Source organism: Rhodoferax sp. (assembly GCF_028689295.1).
Lineage (GTDB): Bacteria > Pseudomonadota > Gammaproteobacteria > Burkholderiales > Burkholderiaceae_C > Rhodoferax.
Map to the genome: position 1 here is coordinate 370,387 of NZ_JAQTWL010000001.1, position 18,313 is coordinate 388,699.

The 18,313-nt window shown below is 60.4% G+C and carries 16 protein-coding genes and 1 tRNA gene; 14 read left to right on the forward strand and 3 right to left on the reverse strand.

What is annotated here, in order from left to right:
* Positions 1 to 71 precede the first annotated feature (71 nt).
* The 3 genes from PHF15_RS01945 to PHF15_RS01955 are packed head-to-tail and all read right to left on the reverse strand — an operon-like array spanning position 72 to position 5,937.
* Positions 72 to 1,487 carry an efflux transporter outer membrane subunit gene (locus PHF15_RS01945; protein WP_300118372.1) on the reverse strand — a complete coding sequence of 472 codons (1,416 nt, stop codon included), beginning with the start codon at positions 1,485 to 1,487 and terminating at the stop codon, positions 72 to 74.
* Positions 1,480 to 4,635: an efflux RND transporter permease subunit gene (locus PHF15_RS01950; RefSeq protein ID WP_300118375.1), complete on the reverse strand. Its 3,156-nt coding sequence runs from the start codon at positions 4,633 to 4,635 to the stop codon at positions 1,480 to 1,482. The genes PHF15_RS01945 and PHF15_RS01950 overlap by 8 nt, the downstream gene beginning before the upstream one ends.
* A gap of 12 nt (positions 4,636 to 4,647) precedes the next feature.
* Positions 4,648 to 5,937: an efflux RND transporter periplasmic adaptor subunit gene (locus tag PHF15_RS01955; RefSeq protein ID WP_300118378.1), complete on the reverse strand. Its 1,290-nt coding sequence runs from the start codon at positions 5,935 to 5,937 to the stop codon at positions 4,648 to 4,650.
* A gap of 112 nt (positions 5,938 to 6,049) precedes the next feature.
* On the opposite strand from PHF15_RS01955, the gene tsaD reads away from it, so the two are divergent.
* From tsaD to nuoF, 14 genes are all read left to right on the forward strand, one after another.
* Positions 6,050 to 7,129: a tRNA (adenosine(37)-N6)-threonylcarbamoyltransferase complex transferase subunit TsaD gene (tsaD, locus tag PHF15_RS01960; protein ID WP_300118381.1), complete on the forward strand. Its 1,080-nt coding sequence runs from the start codon at positions 6,050 to 6,052 to the stop codon at positions 7,127 to 7,129.
* A gap of 217 nt (positions 7,130 to 7,346) precedes the next feature.
* On the forward strand, positions 7,347 to 8,537 hold the full coding sequence (locus PHF15_RS01965; protein ID WP_300118625.1) for a branched-chain amino acid ABC transporter substrate-binding protein: 1,191 nt from the start codon (positions 7,347 to 7,349) through the stop codon (positions 8,535 to 8,537).
* A gap of 153 nt (positions 8,538 to 8,690) precedes the next feature.
* On the forward strand, positions 8,691 to 8,957 hold the full coding sequence (gene rpsO, locus PHF15_RS01970) for a 30S ribosomal protein S15 (RefSeq protein ID WP_300118384.1): 267 nt from the start codon (positions 8,691 to 8,693) through the stop codon (positions 8,955 to 8,957).
* Positions 8,958 to 9,170: 213 nt separating this feature from the next.
* Positions 9,171 to 11,285: a polyribonucleotide nucleotidyltransferase gene (gene pnp / locus PHF15_RS01975; RefSeq protein ID WP_300118387.1), complete on the forward strand. Its 2,115-nt coding sequence runs from the start codon at positions 9,171 to 9,173 to the stop codon at positions 11,283 to 11,285.
* Positions 11,286 to 11,354: 69 nt separating this feature from the next.
* Entirely contained in the window at positions 11,355 to 12,350 is a 996-nt protein-coding gene (locus PHF15_RS01980) for an NAD(P)H-quinone oxidoreductase (RefSeq protein ID WP_300118390.1), read from the forward strand.
* Positions 12,347 to 13,090 (forward strand): triose-phosphate isomerase, encoded by a 744-nt coding sequence (gene tpiA, locus PHF15_RS01985; RefSeq protein WP_300118392.1) that lies wholly within the window; start codon positions 12,347 to 12,349, stop codon positions 13,088 to 13,090. Before PHF15_RS01980 ends, tpiA begins: the two co-directional genes overlap by 4 nt.
* Positions 13,091 to 13,127: 37 nt before the next feature.
* A complete protein-coding gene (gene secG / locus PHF15_RS01990; RefSeq protein ID WP_300118395.1) occupies positions 13,128 to 13,481 on the forward strand; it encodes a preprotein translocase subunit SecG in 354 nt (117 codons plus the stop codon).
* A 119-nt stretch (positions 13,482 to 13,600) separates the two neighbouring features.
* Positions 13,601 to 13,685: transfer RNA gene (locus tag PHF15_RS01995), tRNA-Leu, on the forward strand.
* Between the two features lie 58 nt (positions 13,686 to 13,743).
* Positions 13,744 to 14,103 carry an NADH-quinone oxidoreductase subunit A gene (locus PHF15_RS02000; protein ID WP_300118398.1) on the forward strand — a complete coding sequence of 120 codons (360 nt, stop codon included), beginning with the start codon at positions 13,744 to 13,746 and terminating at the stop codon, positions 14,101 to 14,103.
* A gap of 4 nt (positions 14,104 to 14,107) precedes the next feature.
* Positions 14,108 to 14,587 carry an NADH-quinone oxidoreductase subunit B gene (locus PHF15_RS02005; RefSeq protein ID WP_300118401.1) on the forward strand — a complete coding sequence of 160 codons (480 nt, stop codon included), beginning with the start codon at positions 14,108 to 14,110 and terminating at the stop codon, positions 14,585 to 14,587.
* 10 nt (positions 14,588 to 14,597) lie between these two features.
* On the forward strand, positions 14,598 to 15,215 hold the full coding sequence (locus PHF15_RS02010; protein WP_300118404.1) for an NADH-quinone oxidoreductase subunit C: 618 nt from the start codon (positions 14,598 to 14,600) through the stop codon (positions 15,213 to 15,215).
* Positions 15,216 to 15,220: 5 nt separating this feature from the next.
* Positions 15,221 to 16,474: an NADH-quinone oxidoreductase subunit D gene (locus PHF15_RS02015; RefSeq protein ID WP_300118406.1), complete on the forward strand. Its 1,254-nt coding sequence runs from the start codon at positions 15,221 to 15,223 to the stop codon at positions 16,472 to 16,474.
* The gene (gene nuoE, locus PHF15_RS02020) at positions 16,471 to 16,962 is read left to right on the forward strand and encodes an NADH-quinone oxidoreductase subunit NuoE (RefSeq protein ID WP_300118409.1); all 492 of its coding nucleotides are present in this window, start codon (positions 16,471 to 16,473) and stop codon (positions 16,960 to 16,962) included. Before PHF15_RS02015 ends, nuoE begins: the two co-directional genes overlap by 4 nt.
* Entirely contained in the window at positions 16,959 to 18,311 is a 1,353-nt protein-coding gene (nuoF, locus tag PHF15_RS02025; protein WP_300118412.1) for an NADH-quinone oxidoreductase subunit NuoF, read from the forward strand. Before nuoE ends, nuoF begins: the two co-directional genes overlap by 4 nt.
* Positions 18,312 to 18,313 lie beyond the last annotated feature (2 nt).

Genomic DNA, 18,313 nt, shown 5'->3' on the forward strand with positions numbered 1-18,313 from the left:
AAAAGTTTTGTGAGATGCTTAGGGTTGAAAAAACAAACGGCAAGCCGAAAAAATCATTTTAGCGAGCCGGTTCAGGGTTGCCGCGCGACGGCGCCCCCGCCCAGTGCCTTGAACAGCGCAATCTGGTTTTGCTGATAGGCCAGACGGATTTGCACGAGTGCCAGTTGTGCCGCAAACAGCGAGCGCTCGGCATCCAGCCATTCCAGCTGGTTCGCCACGCCGTGGTTCAGCCGCAGTTGCGTCAGATGGTTGCGCGCTGTTTCGACTTCCAGCAGCGCTTGACTGGCCTGCAATTGCTGCGCCAGTGTGGCGCGGCTGGCCAGGGCATCGGCGATCTCGCGAAAGGCGCTCTGGATTGACTTTTCATACTGTGCAACGGCCATCTCGTGGACGGACCTGGCAGCGTCCAGATTGGCCTGGTTGCGCCCGCCATCAAAAATCGGCAGCACCAGTTGCGGCGCCAGCGTCCAGCCCCAGGAACCGTCCTTGAACAGGCCAGAGAGCGCGCCGCTGGCCGACCCGGCGCCCGCCGTGAGACTGATGCGCGGGAAAAAGGCGGCCCGGGCAGCACCGATATTGGCGTTGCTGGCGATCAGGCTTTGTTCTGCCTGGCGAACGTCGGGGCGCCGCAAGAGCAGATCTGACGGCAGCCCGGCGGAGAGTTCGACAAACATCAATTGATTCAAGCCATGCGGCTTCAATTGCGCCCGGCTGGCCTCGTCGAGCGGCTTGCCGAGCAGCAACACCAGGGCGTTTTCGTCCAGGGCGCGCTGACGCAACTGCTGGGCCAAAGTGACGCGGGTTCTTTCCGTCAGGGTTTGCTCGCCGCGCAACTCAAAATCAGAGGCAGCTCCGTGCTTGACCTTGAGCTCCACCAATTTGAGGGATTCAGCGCGTGAGTCCAAGGTCTGGCGTGACACGGCCAGCAACGCTTCGTCGGCCAGCAAGCTCACCCAGCCCTGCGCCACGGTGGCGATCAGGCTGATTTGTGCGCTGTGACTGGCCTCGGTGGTGGCCAGATATTGGGCCAGCGCCTGCTCCTTGAGACTGGCGACGCGGCCAAAGAAGTCCAGTTCGTAAGCCGTGACCGTCAATCCTGCGCTGTAGGCGCTTTTGATGGCGCCGCCGCTGTCAGGCGAACGCGCGCCCGCGGCGGCGGCGTTGAGGGTGGGGACCTGGTCGGCCTGGCGAATGCCGAGCTGGGCGCGCGCCTGCGCGACGTTGAGCATCGCGACGCGCAGGTCGCGGTTGTTGGCCAATGCCGTGTCGATGAGCTGGCGCAGTGTGGGGTCGTTGAAATAATCCTGCCAGGTCAGCGCCGGAACGCCCTGCGCGCCTGCCGTGTCGCCGGTCGCACTGACCGCGGCGGACGCGGGCCATTGCGACGCCACGGGCGCGCTGGGGCGCTCGTAGGCGGGCATGAGCGAGCAGCCGGCCAGTAACGCGCTGGCGGTCAGGGTGGTGGCTTTTGAAACAAAATTATTCATGTGTATGCACTCCCATGTGCGCGGCCTGCTCGGCATGAACCTGCTGCTGGCGCGCGCTGTCCTTGAACAGGCTGCGCACCACCACAAAAAAGATCGGCACAAAGATCACCGCAAGACTGGTGCCCGTCAAAATGCCGCCAATCACCCCGGTGCCAATGGCGCGTTGGCTGGCCGAACCGGCACCACTGGCCAGGGCCAGCGGCAGCACGCCCAGCGTAAACGCCATCGAGGTCATCAGGATCGGCCGAAATCGCAGGTGGGCGGCGGCCAGCGCCGACTCGATCACGCTCTTGCCCTGCGCCTGCAGGTCTTTGGCGAATTCGATGATCAAAATGGCGTTCTTTGCCGACAGCCCGATGATGGTGATCAACCCAACCTGGAAGTAAACGTCGTTTGAATAGGCGCGCAACAGCGTGGCCACAATCACGCCGAGCACACCGAGCGGCACCACCAGAATGACGGCCAGCGGAATCGTCCAGCTTTCGTACAGCGCGGCCAGGCACAGGAATACCGACAAAATGGCAAAGCCGTAGAGGATCATGGCTTGCGAGCCGGCCAGCTTTTCTTCGCGCGAGGTCCCAGTCCACTCAAAGCCGAGGCCGGCTGGCAGCTGGCGGGCCAGGCTTTCCATTTCGACCAGTGCATCGCCCGTGCTGTAGCCGGGCGCTGCGCTGCCGCCGATGCGCATGGACGGATAGCCGTTGTAGCGCACGGTCTGCATGGCGCCGGTGATCCAGCGCGTGCTGGCAAAGCTTGAGAGCGGCACCATTTGTCCCTTGTTGTTGGGCACAAAGAGCTTGAGCAAATCGTCGGGCTGCATGCGCGCGGGCGCATCGGCTTGCACCATGACGCGCTGCAGCCGGCCGGCGTTGGGGAAGTCGTTGGCATAACTGGAGCCCAGCGCGGTGGCGATGGTGGCGTTGATGGCGTCAAAGCCCACACCCAGAGCGCTGGCCTGGTCGCGGTCGATGTCGAGTTGCAACTGCGGCGCGTCTTCCAGGCCATCGGGGCGCACCTGCGTCAGCAATTTGCTCTGGGTGGCCATGCCAAGCAACTGGTTGCGCGCTCCCAGCAAGGCATCATGGCCCAGACCGGCGCGGTCCTGCAGCCGGAAGCTGAAGCCCGAGGAGGCGCCCAGTTCAGGAATCGGCGGCGGACTGAGGGGAAAGATGAACGCATCGCGGATGCCGCTCAAAGCGCCAAACGCGCGCCCGGCCAGCGCCTGCGCTGAACTGCCCGGCCCCTTGCGCTCGGACCAATCCTTGAGCGTGATAAAAGCCAGCGCGGCGTTTTGTCCCTGGCCCGAAAAACTGAATCCCAGCACGCTGACCATGCCCTGCACCTCGGGCTGCGTGAGCATGAAGCCCTCGACCTGCTGCATCACGGCCAGGGTGCGCTCGCGCGTGGCGCCGGGCGGCAGTTGCACGTTGACCAGCATCGTGCCCTGGTCTTCGTTGGGCAGGAACGAGGTTGGCAGGCTTTTGTACATCCAGGCTGCAGCGGCAAGAATGGCCAGGTAAATCACCAGGTAGCGCGCGGCATGCGGCAGCAGTTTGGCCACGCCACCTTCGTAGGTTTTGGCGGTCCTGGCAAAGCCGCGGTTGAACCAGCCAAAAAAGCCGCTCTTGGCATGATGATGGCCGGCTTCCACAGGCTTGAGCAGTGTGGCGCACAAAGCCGGCGTGAGCGACAGCGCCAAAAACGCCGAGAACGCAATCGACACGCCCATCACGGCGGCAAACTGGCGGTAGATGTTGCCAATGGAGCCGCTGAAGAATGCCAGCGGCACAAACACCGAGATCAGCACCACCGTGACGCCGATGATGGCGCCGGAGATCTGGCCCATGGCCTTGCGCGTGGCCAGCAGCGGCGACAGGCCTTCCTCGCTCATGATGCGCTCGACGTTTTCCACCACCACAATGGCATCGTCCACCACAATGCCGATCACCAGCACCATGGCAAACATGGTCAGCACGTTGATCGAAAAGCCCATGGCCAACAGCGTGGCGAAAGTGCCCAGCAGCGCCACCGGCACCACCAGCGTCGGGATCAGGGTGTAGCGCCAGTCCTGCAAAAACAAAAACATCACCAGGAAGACCAGCGCGATGGCTTCGAGCAGGGTTTCTGCCACCTGGCGCAGCGAGGTCTCGATGAAGCGCGAGCTGTCGTAGGGAATTGCCCAGGTCATGCCCTGGGGAAAGAATTTTTCCAGCTCGGTCATGCGCGCGCGCACCGCCTTGGCCGTGGCCAGCGCATTGCCGCTGGGGGAAAGCTGCACGCCGATGCCGGTGGAGGGTTTGCCGTTGAGACGCGCCTGCGTGGCATAAGCCTGCGCTCCCAGCTCGATGCGCGCCACGTCCTTCAGGCGCACGCTGGAGCCGTCGGTGTTGGCGCGCAGCACCACCTTGCCAAACTCGGCCACGCTGCTGAGCTGGCCTCGCACCACCACGGTGGCGGCAATGCCCTGGCCGGCGAGGTTGGGAAGGCTGCCGATTTCACCGGCTGAGACCTGGGCGTTTTGCGCCCGGATGGCGGCAGTGACATCGCTGGCCGACAGGTTGTAGCCCTGCAGTTTGGCCGGGTCGATCCAGATGCGCATGGCGCGCTCGGTGCCAAACAGTTGCGCCTGACCCACGCCATTGATACGTTGTATTTCGGGCAGGATGCTGCGCGAGGCGTAATCACCCAAGGCCACCGGGTCCAGCTTGGGATCATCGGACGAGAGGATGGTAAACAGCAAAAAATTGCTGCGCGCCTTGTCCACCCGCACGCCTTGCTGCGTCACGGCAGAGGGCAGGCGCGGGCTGGCACGGCTCAGGCGATTTTGTACATCCACCTGCGCCAGGTCAGGGTTGGTGCCGGGCTGAAAGCTCAGGGTGATGTTGCCGGTGCCGTTGGCTTGCGCCACCGATTCCATGTAGAGCAGGCCGGGCGAGCCGTTCATTTCCTGCTCGACGATCGACAGCACGCTGTCTTCCAACGTTTGCGCCGAGGCGCCCGGGTAGCTGGCCGAGATCACGATCGACGGCGGCGCCACCGGCGGGTACTGGGCAATTGGCAGCTGGGTGATGGCCACCGAGCCCATCACGATGATGAACAGCGCGATGACCCACGCAAAGATGGGCCGGTCAATGAAAAATTTCGCCATGGATGAGGCTCCTTAGCGCGCGGCGCTGGACGAAGCGCTGGCCGGGGCCTGGGCTGCTGGCGTGGCGGCTGCGCTGACTGATTTGACCGGCGCACTGCCGGGCGCCTGCCACGGCACGGGTTTCACGGGGGCGCCACCGCGCAGCTTTTGGAAGCCGTCCACCATGACTTGATCACCGTTTTGAAGACCGTCCAGAATGACCCACTGGCCGCCTTGCTGGGCACCCACCTTGACCGGTCGCGGCGCCACTTTGCCGTCGGCCGCCACCACCATCACCGAGTCACCTTGCGGCGAGCGCGTCACCGCCTGCTGTGGCAAGGTGATGGCGTTGCTGACTTGTGTCTGTTCCAGCCGTACGCGCACAAACAGGCCCGGCAGCAACGTGCCCGCGGGGTTGGGCACTTCAGCGCGCAGCATGATCTGGCCGCTGGTGGTGTCCACCGTCAGGTCGGAAAACAGCAACTTGCCGGGCTTGGCGTATTCGCTGCCGTCATCGAGCACAACGCGCACGCTGGCCGCCTGGCTGCCGGCGCGCTGGAGCTGACCGGTCTCCATGGCCTTGCGCAGTCGCATGACTTCGGAGGCCGGCTGGGTGAAATTGACATACATGGGATCGGTTTGCTGGATCACGGCCATTGGCGTGGCTTCGCCCTGGCCCACGAGGGCGCCCTCGGTCACCAGAGCCCGGCCAATACGGCCGCTGATGGGGGCAGTGATGGCGGCGTAGCCCAGGTTGATGCGCGCGGTTCGCACCGCGGCACGGGCCACGGCGACGTCCGCCTCAGCCAGCTTTTGCGAAGCCTGCGCGTTGACGAATTCCTGCTGGCTGATGGCCTTGGCCTCGATCAGCGGCTTGAAGCGCTCGGCCTGGGCTGATGCCTGCATCAGGTTGGCTTCGGCTTTGGTCTGACTCGCCTGGGCGCTGGCCAGCGTCGCCTGGTAGGGACTGGCGTCAATTTGAAACAGCGCCTGGCCCGCGCGCACGCTGCTGCCCTCCACAAACAGTCTCTTTTGCACGATGCCCGCAGCACGGGCGCGTACCTGTGCCACGCGCGAGGCTTCCAGCCGTCCCGGCAGTTCGGTCAACAGGCCCACATCACCTGTTTTGACGGTGACCACGCCCACTTCTGCAGGTGGCGGCGCTCCGCCCGGACCGCCGGGGCCTGTGGTTGGGGCGCTGCCCTGGCCACAAGCGGCCAGCAGCAGGGTCAGGCCAAGCGTCGAAGCAGTGCGCGACGGGCGTAAAGCGTGGCAGTTGAAAAAATTGGGAACTGAAAGGGGGACGGTGGGCAAATGAAGCATGGCAATGGGTGGTAATAACCGCAGGGCTGGTGTAAATGTTGGCTGATTGTCGATCAAAGAGTGCAGGGCGCGCTGGCGCGGGGCCAGTGGCCATCCCCTAAACTTGGCCGCTATGGCAAAAGACTACTGTGTTCTAGGAATCGAATCCTCGTGTGACGAAACCGGGGTGGCATTGGTGCGCGTGAGCGGCGCGGGTCTGCCGGTGCTGCTGGCCCACGCGCTGTACAGCCAGATCGAAATGCACCAGGCCTATGGCGGCGTGGTGCCGGAACTCGCCAGCCGTGACCATATTCGCCGCGTGCTGCCGCTCACCCAAGAGGTGCTGCGTGAGGCCGGTCAAACCTTGCAGGATGTGGATGTGGTCGCCTTTACCCGCGGGCCGGGCCTGGCCGGCGCCTTGCTGGTGGGCGCCGGCGTGGCTTGCGCCCTAGGCGCTTCATTGGGCAAGCCGGTGCTGGGCGTGCACCACCTGGAGGGACATTTGCTGTCGCCGTTTCTAAGCGCCGATCCGCCCGAGTTTCCGTTTGTGGCCTTGCTGGTGTCTGGCGGGCACACCCAGTTGATGCGGGTCGATGGCGTGGGGTGCTACCAGATTCTGGGCGAAACCATCGATGACGCGGCCGGAGAGGCGTTCGACAAGTCGGCCAAGCTGCTGGGCTTGGGTTATCCGGGAGGTCCGGCGCTGTCCAAGCTGGCAGAAATTGGCAACCCGGCGGCGTTCAAGTTGCCGCGCCCTTTGCTGCACAGCGACAACCTGGATTTCTCCTTTGCCGGGCTGAAAACCGCCGTGATGGTGCAGGCTAAAAAACTCGCTGCTGCGCAGAACTGCACGGCAGAAGCGCTGACCCATGTGGTGCTGGCCGATCTGGCCGCTTCCACTCAGGCTGCGATTGTCGAGGTGCTGGTGAAGAAGTCGCTGGCCGCGTTGTTGGCAACCGGTTTGCAGCGGCTGGTGGTGGCCGGCGGCGTGGGCGCCAATCGCAGCTTGCGCGCGCAACTCAGCCGGGTTTGCACCCAGCGCGGCGTGCGCGTGCACTACCCCGAACTGCATTTGTGCACCGACAACGGCGCCATGATCGCCATGGCCGCTGCCATGCGCTTGCAGTCGGGCATCCAGGTGGCCGATGAGGTCTATGCCTTCGATGTCAAGCCGCGTTGGCCGCTCGATGCCATCCAGGCCCCTGGCGCCTGAGCAGGCAAAGCCTGTGACTCTTTTTGAATCACTCGTAATAAATAATTACAAATTCAAGAAGAAACTTATCTGCCTGTACACTGCGCACCGTTCGAATTGAACCAGCTGCCTGCCTCCGGTTTGGCGAGTGACAGGGCTGCGGTAAAGGAAATTGTCGATGTTGAAAAAAATGATGGTTCGAGCCGCGCTGGGGTTCGCAGTTTTGACTGCTTTGCCGATGGCTGCGCTGGCTCAAATTGCGGGTGCGCCGGTGAAAATTGCCATGATCGAGGGCTTGAGCGGCCCGTTCGGCAACACCGGCGAGGCGGTTTTTCGCAACCTGATCTGGGCCGTGGAGAGGGTCAACGCGCGCGGCGGTGTGACGCTGGCGCTGGCGCGCTACGACAGCAAGGGCCAGGCCGAAGAGGCGCTGTCGGCACTGAAGTCGGCCATCGACGATGGCGCCAGGGTCATCATGCAGGGCAATTCATCGGCCACGGCGGCGGCGTTGATCGACGCCATCAACAAGCACAACCAGCGTGAACCCGCCAAGCGCGTGTTGTTCTTGAATTATTCGGCGGTCGATCCGATCCTGACCAACGAAAAGTGCAGTTTCTGGCACTTCAGGTTCGATGCCCACGCCGACATGCGCATGTCCGCGCTGATGGAAGTCCTGAAAGCCGATCAGGCGCTCAAGAGCGTTTACATCATCGGGCAGGACTACAGCTTCGGCCACGCCGTGGCGCGCGAGGCCAAGCGCCAGTTGGCGGTGCTGCGCCCCGATGTGCAGGTGGTCGGCGAAGAATTGCACCCGATGGGACGCGTCAAGGATTTCATCCCCTATGCGGCCAAAATCAAAGCCAGCGGAGCGCAAGCGGTTATCACCGGAAATTTTGGCAACGACCTGACGCTGCTGGTCAAGGCTGCCAAAGACGTGGGTTTCGACGGCAAGTTCTACACCTTTTACGGCAACGCGCTGGGCGCGCCGGCTGCGATTGGCGACGCCGGCGTGGGCAAGGTGGTGGCGGTGGCCGACTGGTTGCCCAACGTGCAAAATCCGCAAAGTGAGGCCTTTTACCAGTCCTTCCGCGCCCGTTTCCCCCAACCGGCGGACGACTATGTGCACATGCGCATGCAGTTGATGGTGGAGGCGTTGGCGCAAGCCATCGAAAAAGCTGGCACGACCGACGCCATCGCCGTCGCGCAACAACTGGAAAAGGTCAATATCACCTTTGGCGCGCAAACCGGGACCATGCGCGCCACTGACCACCAGTTTCAGCAGCCGCTGGTGGTGGGGGTGATGGACAAGCTCGGCACGCCCGGCGTCAAGTTCGATGTGGAAGGCTCGGGTTACGGCTTTCGGGTGGTTAAAACCATTGCCGCCGAGCGGGCCGAGCAATCCACGAGCTGTCATATGCAACGTCCCTGAGGCTCGCCCAGATCACTGGCCGGCCCCTGCCGATCTGGTCCATCAGGCGGGCTTCGGCGCTCTGGCTATAATCCAAGGCTCTGCAAATTGCAGACAAGCACGTCAGGGGCAGTTCCAGCGCCTGACGCAAGTTCTTACATCACAGGAAAAAACATGATTGCATCCAGTATCAAAGCCGCCGTTGTCAAAGACAACGCGCGCCAAGCCGGTGACACCGGTAGTCCCGAAGTTCAAGTGGCGTTGTTGACCGCCCGCATCAACGAGCTCATGCCCCACTTCAAAACCCACGCCAAAGACCACCATGGTCGTCGTGGCCTGCTGCGCATGGTGAGCCGCCGCCGCAAGCTGCTGGACTACCTCAAGTCCAAGGATGCTGACCGTTATGTGGCGCTGATCGCCAAATTGGGTCTGCGCAAGTAATTGGCTCAAAGAGAATATGGAGCGCCTGAGTTAGGTCACTAGCTCAGGCGTTTTTTACTTCGGAGACGGCAAAAACGGAGCGAAGCTGTGTCATTCCAAAACCCTTTGACCCCAAACCGGGGTGTGGCTCTGGAATGGCATCGTGTTCTGTGTTGCAGCTTCCGGGCTTAGGTGGGATGGCCTGCATCCCCCAAACTCACAGGAGATTAAAAAATGACGATGTTCAACAAAGTTAGCAAAACGTTTCAATGGGGCCAAAACACGGTCACCATGGAAACCGGTGAAATCGCCCGCCAGGCCACTGGCGCCGTGCTGCTCGACATGGACGGCACTGTGGTGCTGGCCACAGTGGTTGCCAAAACCGACTCCAAACCAGGCCAGGACTTTTTCCCATTAACGGTGGATTACGCTGAAAAATCGTACGCTGCCGGCAGGATTCCGGGCAGCTTTTTCAAGCGCGAAGGCCGCCCCAGCGAACTTGAAACGCTCACCTGCCGCCTGATCGACCGCCCGATCCGTCCGCTGTTCCCCGAAGGCTTCTACAACGAAGTGCAGGTCATCATCCACGTGGTGAGCCTGAACCCCGAAGTGCAGGCCGACATTGCGGCCATGATCGCCACCAGCGCTGCGCTGTCGATCAGCGGTATCCCGTTCAACGGCCCGATCGGCGCCGCCCGCGTGGGTTACATCAACGGTGAATATGTGCTCAATCCGGGTCAAACCCAATTGAAAACCAGCCAGTTGGAGCTGGTGGTTGCTGGCACCGAGTCCGCCGTCTTGATGGTGGAGTCCGAAGCCGACCAGTTGCCCGAAGATGTGATGCTGGGCGCCGTGATGTTCGGTCACGCCCAAGGCGTGACCGCCATCAACGCCATCCATGAGCTGGTGCGCGATGCCGGCAAGCCGGTCTGGGACTGGCAGGCGCCAGCCAAGGACGAGGTGCTGATCGCCAAGGTGGGCGCCCTGGCCAGCGACAAGCTGACCGCCGCCTACCAAATTCGCAACAAGCAGGCGCGCACGCAGGCTTGCCGCTCGGCCTACGCCGATGTCATGGCCGGTCTGAAGGCCGATGGCGTCGAGTTTGACGGCGTCAAGGTTGAAAGCATGTTGTTCGACATCGAAGCGCGTCTGGTGCGCGGCCAGATTCTGGCCGGTGAACCCCGCATTGACGGTCGCGACACCCGCACCGTGCGCCCGATCGAGATCCGCAACAGCGTGTTGCCGCGCACCCATGGTTCCGCCCTGTTCACCCGTGGCGAAACCCAGGCGCTGGTGGTGACCACGCTCGGCACCGAGCGTGATGCCCAACGCATCGACGCGTTGGCCGGCGATTTTGAAGACCGCTTCATGCTGCACTACAACATGCCTCCTTTTGCCACTGGCGAAGCCGGTCGTTTTGGTACTCCGAAGCGTCGTGAAATCGGCCACGGCCGTCTGGCCAAGCGTGCCCTGGTGGCGGTTCTGCCAAGCAAGGAAGACTTCCCCTACACCATGCGTGTGGTCTCTGAAGTCACCGAATCCAACGGTTCGTCCTCGATGGCCTCGGTGTGCGGTGGCTGCCTGAGCCTGATGGACGCCGGCGTGCCCCTGAAAGCGCATGTGGCAGGTATTGCCATGGGCTTGATCAAGGAAGAAAACCGCTTTGCCGTGCTGACCGACATTTTGGGTGATGAAGATCACCTCGGCGACATGGACTTCAAGGTGGCCGGCACCACCAGCGGCATCACTGCGCTGCAAATGGACATCAAGATTCAGGGCATCACCAAGGAAATCATGCAGGTCGCGCTGGCTCAGGCCAAGGAAGCCCGCATGCACATTTTGGGCAAGATGACCGAAGCCATGGCTGTGGCCAAGACTGAAGTGTCCACTTTTGCACCGCGCCTGTTCACCATGAAGATCAACCCCGAGAAAATTCGTGATGTGATCGGTAAGGGCGGTTCGGTGATTCGTGCGCTGACCGAAGAAACCGGCACACAAATCAACATCGACGAAGACGGCACCATCACTATTGCATCAAGCGACCCAGCCAAGGCCGAAGAAGCCAAGCGCCGCATCGAGCAGATCACTGCCGAAGTGGAAATCGGCAAGGTGTACGAAGGCCCGGTCGTCAAGATTCTTGACTTCGGCGCGCTGATCAATCTGCTGCCCGGCAAGGATGGCTTGCTGCACATTAGCCAGATTGCCCATGAGCGCGTCGAAAAGGTCACCGACTATTTGTCGGAAGGCCAGATTGTCAAGGTCAAGGTTTTGGAAACCGATGAAAAAGGACGTGTCAAGCTTTCCATGAAGGCGCTGCTGGAACGCCCGGCACAGGAAAATCGTTCTTGATCATCCATCATTTGAAGTTAAATTGATGGCCGACGGCTCGATTCAAAAGGGCCTGAGGCTTTAACAACAATGCAAGCGATTGAAATCACAAGTTATGGAGCGCCGGACGTTTTGCGTCTGGCTGAACGACCAGCGCCAGTGGCTGGCGCCGGGGAATTGCTCATTCGCGTGACGGCCAGTGGTGTCAACCGGCCCGATGTGTTGCAGCGCTTGGGCTTGTACCCGGTGCCGCCGGGTGCATCGGACATTCCCGGTCTCGAAGTGGCAGGTGTGATTGAGCAGGGCGATGCGGCTGAGTTGTCAATGGCTGGCTTCAAGCTGGGGGACCGGGTCTGCGCTTTGGTGGCGGGGGGCGGTTACGCCCAGTGGTGCGTGGCGCCCATCGGCCAATGTCTGCCGGTGCCGAACGGCTTGAATGATATACAGGCGGCCAGTCTGCCCGAGACCTTTTTCACGGTCTGGAGCAACCTGATGGACCGCGGCCGCCTGGCAGCGGGTGAGACGGTGTTGATCCAGGGCGGCACCAGCGGCATCGGTGTCACGGCGATCCAATTGGCGAAAGCCATGGGGGCACGCGTGCTTGCGACCGCTGGCAGTGACGAAAAGTGCGCCGCCTGTCTGGCCCTGGGTGCTGATGCGGCGATCAATTACAAGACCCTGGATTTTCAGACCGAGATTGACCGTCTCACGCAGGGGCAGGGTGTCGATGTGATTCTGGATATCGTGGCGGGTAGTTATGTGGCCAGGGAAGTGCAGAGTTTGCGCGAGGATGGCCGCCTGGTCATCATTGCCCTGCAGGGTGGCGTGAAATGTGAATTCAATGCCGGGTTGGTGCTGCGTCGCCGCCTGACGCTGACTGGTTCCACGCTGCGGCCCCGGCCGGTGGCGTTCAAGGCGGAGATTGCGCAGGCGTGTCTGAAGACGGTTTGGCCCTTGCTGGCAAGCGGCAAGATCAAGCCGGTGATTCACAGCGTGTTTGCAGCTGCCGATGCGGCGAGGGCACATGCCTTGATGGAGTCCAACCAGCATATCGGAAAAATTGTTTTGACTTGGGAAAAAGCATGAAGAAAAAGCTGATCGCAGGTAACTGGAAAATGAATGGCAGCCTGGTTGCCAATGAAGCCTTGCTCAAAGGTTTGCTGGCCGGTGTGGGGCAGCCCGCCTGTCAGGTGGCCGTGTGTGTGCCTTCGGTTTATCTGGCGCAATGCCAGGCTTTGCTTGCCGGCAGCGTCATCGAACTGGGTGCGCAGGATGTTTCCAGCCATGAGGGCGGTGCCTACACCGGTGAAATTGCACCTGCCATGCTCAAGGAGTTTGCGGTGCACTACGTCATCGTCGGGCATTCGGAGCGGCGCCAGTATCACGGCGAAACCGATGAACTTGTGGCGCTCAAGGCGCAGCGCACCCTGAGCAGCGGTATCACGCCGATTGTCTGTGTGGGTGAAACGCTGGCAGAACGCGAGGCGGGCAAGACCGAGGAGGTGGTCAAGCGCCAATTGGCTGCGGTGATTCACACCAACGGCCATTGCATCAGCGAGGTGGTGGTCGCCTACGAGCCGGTCTGGGCCATTGGCACCGGACTCTCCGCGACAGCAGAACAGGCGCAACAGGTCCACGCGGTGCTGCGTGCGCAATTGAAGGCGGCAACGCCCAACGCGGAGCGCATCAAGTTGCTTTATGGCGGCAGCATGAATGCGGCCAATGCCGGCAGCCTGCTGGCCCAAGCCGATATTGATGGCGGCTTGATTGGTGGCGCCGCACTCAAGATTCAGGATTTTTTAACCATTATTGCGGCAGCTTCCTGATACAGGGCGTTGCTGGCTATTTATTCAGGAGTGAATTATGAATGTTTTATTGACGGTGATGCTGGCGGTGCAGATGATTTCAGCCGTGACCATGGTTGGCCTCATCCTGGTCCAGCATGGCAAGGGCGCCGACATGGGTGCCGCTTTTGGCAGTGGCGGTTCAGGCAGTTTGTTCGGTGCCAGCGGTAGCGCCAATTTCTTGTCGCGCACTACCGCCGTGCTGGCGACCCTGTTTTTTGTCAGCACCTTGATGCTGGCCTATTTGGGGTCGGTGCGTCCTGCCGCGAGTTCGGGCAGTGTGCTTGAAAATGCCGCATTGACAGCCCCCGTGCCAACGGCTGTTCCGGCGCTTCAGGCCGCTTCAGGCGCAGCACAAATCCCAGCTAAATAATTGCGCATGAAAATGCCTTCTCCTCAAGGAATGTGAGGGGATTTCAGGGTAAACTCAAGGCTCTCCGGCTAGGCCAGCAAGTGTTCAAACACCAGCGCGATGGCCGGTTGAAATGAACGGCCGTCGTGGTGAAATTGGTAGACACGCTATCTTGAGGTGGTAGTGGCGAAAGCTGTGCGAGTTCGAGTCTCGCCGACGGCACCAAGCTAAATCGTTTGATGTAGATCAATATGTCAAACGGTCAATTGAATACACTGAAAATATGAACCTAGAACAATATTTGCCAGTCATTCTTTTTCTTTTGGTTGGTATTTCGGTAGGTGTCATGCCTCAGGTCATTGGTTATATTCTTGGACCCAACCGACCGGACTCGGCAAAAAACTCCCCTTACGAATGTGGCTTTGAAGCCTTCGGCGATGCCCGGATGAAGTTTGACGTCCGCTATTACCTCATCGCCATTCTCTTCATCCTGTTCGATCTCGAAACCGCCCTCTTGTTTCCGTGGGCGGTGACGCTCAAGGAACTGGGTCTTTTCGGCTTTTTGGTGGGTCTGGAAATTGTGACCATTCTGACCATCGGCTTTGTTTACATGTGGATCAAAGGCGCCCTCGATTGGGAGTAACACAATGATTGAAGGTATTCTCAAAGAGGGCTTTATCACCACGAGCTATGACTCCGTGGTGAACTGGGCCAAGACCGGTTCAGTTTGGCCCATGACGTTCGGCCTGGCTTGTTGTGCGGTCGAAATGATGCATGCCGCTGCCGCCCGCTACGACATCAGCCGCTTTGGCGCCGAAGTGTTTCGCCCGAGTCCGCGTCAATCCGACCTGATTATTGTGGCCGGTACGTTGACCAACAAAATGGCTCCCGCCTTTCGCAAGGTGTATGACCAGATGGCAGAGCCGCGCTGGGTGATCAGCATGGGCTCATGCGCCAATGGTGGCGGCTATTACCACTACAGTTATTCGGTGGTGCGGGGCTGTGATCGCATTGTGCCGGTCGATGTCTATGTGCCGGGCTGTCCGCCCACCGCCGAAGCGCTGATTTACGGGATCATCCAGTTGCAACGCAAGATCCGTCGCACGCAAACGATTGCTCGCACTTAAAGGGTTGACGATGACTGTGTATGCTGTAAATCCACACACGCTCAAGACGCAGGTCGATGCGGCTTTGGGTGACCTGATCAAAAGCAGCGTGGTGGCGCTGGACGAACTGACGGTGGTGGTGGATGCCGCCAACTATTTTCAGGCTGCCAAAGTGCTTCGTGATGACACTGCTTGCGCTTTCGAGCAAATGGTGGACTTGTGCGGCGTGGACTATTCCACCTACAAAAACCAGGCCTGGACAGGCCCCAGATTCTGCGTGGTGCTGCATCTGCTGTCGGTGAGCCTGAACCAGCGCGTGCGGCTGAAGGCTTTTGTGCCTGATGATCTGGCACCCGTCATGCCTTCGATTTGCGAGCTCTGGAGCAGCGCCAACTGGTTCGAGCGTGAAGCTTTTGACTTGTACGGTATTGTGTTCGAGGGTCATGACGACTTGCGCCGCATCCTGACCGACTACGGATTCATCGGCCACCCCTTCCGCAAGGATTTTCCGATGCTCGGTCATGTGGAAATGCGCTACGACGCAGAACAAAAGCGCGTGGTCTATCAACCGGTCACGATCGAGCCGCGTGAAATCACACCGCGCATCATCCGTGAAGAAAACTACGGAGGCCCTGCTACCCAGCAGTAGGAGACATGGCTGATATCAAGAACTACACCCTGAATTTTGGTCCGCAGCATCCGGCGGCGCACGGCGTCTTGCGCCTGGTGCTCGAGCTCGATGGCGAAGTCATCCAGCGCGCCGACCCGCACATTGGTCTGCTGCACCGTGCCACCGAGAAGCTGGCCGAGAGCAAGACCTACATCCAGGCCCTGCCGTACATGGACCGTCTTGACTACATGTCCATGATGTGCAACGAGCAGGCCTATTGCCTGGCCGTCGAGAAAATGCTCGCTCTCGAAGTGCCCTTGCGTGCCCAGTACATCCGGGTCATGTTTGCCGAGATCACGCGCATGCTGAACCACCTGCTGTGGGTGGGTGCGCACGCCATTGACTGCGGCGCCATGACCGTCATGCTGTTTGCATTTCGTGAACGCGAGGATCTGCTCGATATTTATGAAGCGGTCAGCGGTGCGCGCCTGCATGCGGCGTATTTCCGGCCGGGCGGTGTTTACCGTGATTTGCCCGACACCATGCCACGCCATGAGTCGAACAAGATTCGCAGCGCCAAGTCCACCGAAGCCCTCAATCGCGCCCGCAACGGCAGCCTGCTCGATTTCATCGATGACTTCACCCAGCGCTTTCCCACCTATCTGGCCGAATACCACACGCTGCTGACCGACAACCGCATCTGGAAACAGCGCACCGTTGGTATTGGCGTGGTCACCCCGGAGCGCGCCCTTAACCTCGGTTTTACCGGCCCCATGTTGCGCGGTTCGGGCATTGCCTGGGACCTGCGCAAAAAGCAGCCCTACGAGGTCTATGACCGGCTCGACTTTGACATTCCGGTGGGCAAGACCGGCGACACCTACGACCGTTATCTGGTTCGCATGGAAGAAATGAAGCAGTCCAACCGCATCATCAAGCAGTGCGTGGACTGGCTGCGTGTCAACCCGGGTCCGGTCATCACCGACAACCACAAAATTGCGCCGCCGGATCGTGAATCCATGAAGTCCAACATGGAAGAACTGATTCACCACTTCAAGCTGTTTACCGAAGGCTTTGCCGTACCCGAGGGCGAGGCCTACGCGGCCATCGAGCATCCCAAGGGCGAGTTTGGCATTTACCTGATCAGTGATGGTGCCAATAAACCTTACCGCCTCAAGATCCGTCCACCCGCTTTTGTGCATCTCTCGGCCCTTAATGAGATGGGCAAGGGCCACATGATTGCCGATGCGGTGGCGATCATTGGAACGATGGACATTGTGTTTGGGGAAGTTGATCGATGATTTCTGAAGAATCCAAAGCGCGCTTCGCCAAAGAAGTTGCCAAATACCCGGCCGACCAAAAACAATCTGCGGTGATGGCCTGCCTGGCCATCGTTCAGCAGGAGTTGGGTTATGTCAGCGCCGAAAGCGAGCAGATGGTGGCAGACTACCTTGGCATGCCAGCCATTGCCGTGCACGAGGTCACCACCTTCTACAACATGTACAACCAGAAACCGGTTGGCAAGTACAAACTCAATGTCTGCACTAATCTGCCCTGCCAGTTACGCGATGGCGGCAAGGCCATGGCGCACTTGAAAGAAAAACTGGGCATCGACAATGACCAGACCACGCCCGATGGTCTCTTCACCTTGCAGCAATGCGAGTGTCTTGGCGCCTGCGCCGACTCCCCCGTGATGCTGGTGAACGACACCACCATGTGCAGTTTCATGACCAACGACAAGCTCGACCAACTCATTGACGGTTTGCGTGCGGCCGAGGTGAAGTCATGAACGCCCAACAAATTCTGGCCCAGTTCCAGGCCACCGGAAGAGAGACCGCTTTTCACAACAGGCACATCGAGCCGCAGATTTATGCCGGGTTGAATGGCAGCAACTGGCGTCTGAAAGACTATGAAGCCCGCGGCGGCTACCAGGCCTTGCGCACGGTGTTTGGTCTGGATGGTGGTGCCGGCATGACGCAGGACCAGGTGATCGCCACCGTCAAGGAGTCTTCACTGCGCGGTCGCGGCGGCGCCGGTTTCCCGACCGGGCTCAAGTGGAGTTTCATGCCGCGCCAGTTCCCGGGTCAGAAGTACCTGGTGTGCAATTCTGACGAAGGCGAGCCCGGCACCTGCAAAGACCGCGAGATCATGGAGTTCAATCCGCATATCGTGATCGAAGGCATGATCATTGCCGCCTACGCCATGGGTATTTCGGTCGGCTACAACTATATTCACGGCGAAATTTTCCACACCTACCAGCGTTTCGAGGAAGCCTTGGAAGAGGCGCGTGCCGCCGGCCTGCTCGGTGACAACATTCTGGGCAGCAGCTTCAGTTTTCAACTCCACGCCGCGCATGGTTTTGGCGCCTATATCTGTGGCGAAGAAACCGGCTTGCTGGAGTCACTCGAAGGCAAAAAAGGCCAGCCCCGCTTCAAGCCGCCGTTCCCGGCCAGTTTCGGTCTCTATGGCAAACCCACCACCATCAACAACACCGAAACCTTTGCTGCTGTGCCTTGGATCATTCGCAACGGCGGTCCGGCCTATGTGGCTTGTGGCAAACCCAACAATGGTGGCACCAAGATTTACTCGGTCAGCGGCGACGTCGAATTGCCTGGCAATTTTGAGGTGCCGATGGGTACGCCCTTCGCCAAACTCCTGGAGTTGGCGGGTGGCGTGCGCAAGGGCCGTCAGCTCAAGGCCGTGATCCCCGGGGGGTCATCGTCTCCGGTGCTCCCAGCTGACATCATGATGGCATGCACCATGGACTATGACTCCATCGCCAAGGCCGGCTCCATGCTGGGCTCGGGTGCGGTAATTGTGCTGGACGATTCGCGTTGCATGGTCAAGAGCCTGCAGCGCCTAAGTTACTTTTACATGCACGAATCCTGCGGCCAGTGCACGCCTTGCCGTGAAGGCACGGGCTGGCTGTCGCGTGTGGTGGACCGCATCGAGACCGGTCATGGTCGCGAGTCTGACCTCGAGTTGCTGAACTCGGTGGCGGAAAACATCCAGGGTCGCACCATTTGCGCGTTGGGTGATGCCGCCGCCATGCCGGTGCGCGCGATGCTCAAGCATTTCATGCCTGAATTTGAATACCATGTGGCCCACAAGACCTGCATGGTTCCTGCTTACGTTTGAGC